This window comes from Ruegeria alba (genome assembly GCF_022321465.1).
Lineage (GTDB): Bacteria > Pseudomonadota > Alphaproteobacteria > Rhodobacterales > Rhodobacteraceae > Ruegeria_B > Ruegeria_B alba.
Window position 1 is genome coordinate 1 of sequence record NZ_JAKOEM010000057.1, and the last position, 2,493, is coordinate 2,493.

At 67.6% G+C, this 2,493-nt stretch carries 1 protein-coding gene; it reads right to left on the minus strand.

Going from position 1 to position 2,493, the window contains the following annotated elements; all coding sequences use genetic code 11:
- On the minus strand, positions 1-2,039 hold a 2,039-nt coding region (locus MB818_RS21775), incomplete at its 3' end, for a M10 family metallopeptidase C-terminal domain-containing protein (RefSeq protein WP_238906526.1).
- Positions 2,040-2,493 lie beyond the last annotated feature (454 nt).

Genomic DNA, 2,493 nt, shown 5'->3' on the forward strand with positions numbered 1-2,493 from the left:
ATCCGGTCATCGCCGTCGCCACCGTTGAGCGTATCCGATCCGTCGCCACCATCCAGCGTGTCGTTGCCCTCGTAGCCCAACAGGCGGTCGTTGCCGGCATTGCCGACCAGCACATCGTCCTGGCCTCCCCCGCGCAGCTCGTCCGCGTCGGGTGTGCCCAGCCGTGTCACCCCGCCCGACGCGCCGCCGCCGCTGCCCTTGCCTGCCTTCGCCTCGAGCTCTGCCGCGGTCAGGGTGGTATCTGTGAAGCGAAACCGTTCAACACCAGTGACCTGATCCGCGCCCGTCGATGAGGTGAGGGTGAAGACTCCATCACCATAGGTGACGGTCACCTCGCTGCTGCGCACGGCAAAGACCGCCGTATCGGTGCCGCTGCCCCCGTCGATCGTATCGTCGCCGCTGCCCCCGTCGATCGTATCGTCGCCGCCGCCGCCGGTCAGGATATCCCGTCCCCCCAATCCGACGATCCATTCGCTGTCGCCGCTGCCGCTGATCCTGTCATCGCCGTTGCCCCCTTTCCGGTCCGATTCGGGCATCGGGGCCGGCGGCGGCGGGGGCGGGGGAACAACGACCGGATCGGTTACCACGAAATAGTCGACCGAATGATGGGCCTGGGGGGGCGCGATCAGGTCAACGGCCGCAAGCCCGGTGGCCGTCAGCCCCTGCAAGGTCAGGGTGTACCCGCCGGCGGACACGATCGTCGCTCCGCCCTCGATGCGCAGAACCGCCTGCTGCGCCTGGGTGAAGAAGGGCAGGGCCGACAGGTCGATCCAATCCTCGCCCGGGGTGAAATCCAGCACCGTTCCCAGGTGTTTTAGGCTATCCGCCTGCTGCGGCAAAAAGACGAAATGATCCGCCCCCGCCCCGCCGGTCATCCGGGTGCCGATGCCCCCCGCGATCAGGATATCCACCCCCGCAGATCCGGTCAGGGCGCCACCGCCCTTGACCACGATACCCAGCCCCGACAGGTCGAGAGCGGCCTGATGCAGGCCCCGCTCCCCCTCGGGGGCGGCATGGAGCTCAAGCGTGCTGCCGGTGATATCGACGGCCAGGGCGGCGAGGCCGCGGGCCTCGGCCGTCCGGCCCGGGGGGCTGTCCCAGCTCAGGCTGTGCAGGTGAAACAGCCGCCCGCCAGGCAGAAGGGCAAACAGGCTGGCCCCGCCATCCCGCCCCGCCGCCAGGAGCAGCGACCAGTCCTCATAGACGAGCGCCTCGATCTGGCGGGCGCCCTCGAAACGGGTGTCGCGGCTGTCGAGCATGTGATCGGTCGCTGTCAGGCTGCCATCGGCAGAGACCGAGAAGACGGTCAGCGTATCGCTGCCCGCTGCGGCCATGACGGCATAGGCCTGGCCTTCGACCGTCGAGACCGCCAGTGCCGAGGGCGTGTTGAGGCCGGCCCCGTCCGCGGCGCCGACCTCGTCCACCGCCTTGAGCGTGCCGCTGGCCGACAGCGTGTAGCTGCGCAGCGCGTGATGTCCGGCCAGCGTGCCCAGCAGCACCCCGTCCCCGACCGTGGCCAGGGCGGTAAAGGGACCCTCTCCCGGGGCGAGCTGCACCTGTTCGGTACGTTGTGCGCCACCGTCGAGATCATGGATCGTCAGGGTTGCGCCGCTGGCGGTCGCCAGCATCGCGTCGCCGAACAGGGCCGCCGCCTGGACGGTGCCGTCGGGAAAGATGTTGTGGGGGTCGAGATCTCGGGGGGCCTCCAGCCGCCCGTCTGCCCCGATTGCGAAGCCGGTCAGACCGCCCGCTGCCGCGCCCAGGGGGATCAGATGGGACCGCCCCCCCAGGTCAAGGGTTTCGAGTGTGACCCCCGACAGGGCGGAAGCGTCCGAAACATAGGACTGCATATTGACGAACCGGGCCGTTCCTTCGGCTTCCAGCCGGAATCCGACCAGGCCGCCCCCCGCTTCGGAGGCGACGGTCAGCAGTCTTCCGCCCGCCGGAAGATCCTGAATTGCCAAAGCCGCGATCGGGGCCGTCTCGGGCAAAGCCTCGACTGCCAGCCAGTTGCCACGGACCACCGACAGGATGTCCATCGGCCACCCCCTCTCACCCAATTTTCCACCACGGTCAGAGTCGGTGTCGGGCCGGGCAGGAGGGTGTGGGGATCTGGGCAGAACCGTGGAGTTTGCCGGGGATTTGGTTCAAATTTCCAGGGTTCCCGGGCCGCTCCAAAACCGGGTTTCCGAGATGCGGGAACGGGGGTAGGGTGAAAGGATCGAGGGGGCAAAAAAGTTTCGCCCCCGCACGGGGGGCCGATGCGGAGGCGAAAGTGGAAACAAAATGTTTCCATAGTGGAAACTATTCTTGGGTCGCTGCGGGCGCTGAGTCAATAAAAAGAAGCCGCCCGCGCCCCGGTCAGGCCAGCAGGTCGAACACCTCCTTGCCGATCTGGAGGTTGATCTCGCTCTGTCCCTCGCCATCGACCAGCGCCCAGATGATCTGGCCGGTGGGCTTGTAGATCACGAACGCCTCCTGCACGTCGTCATC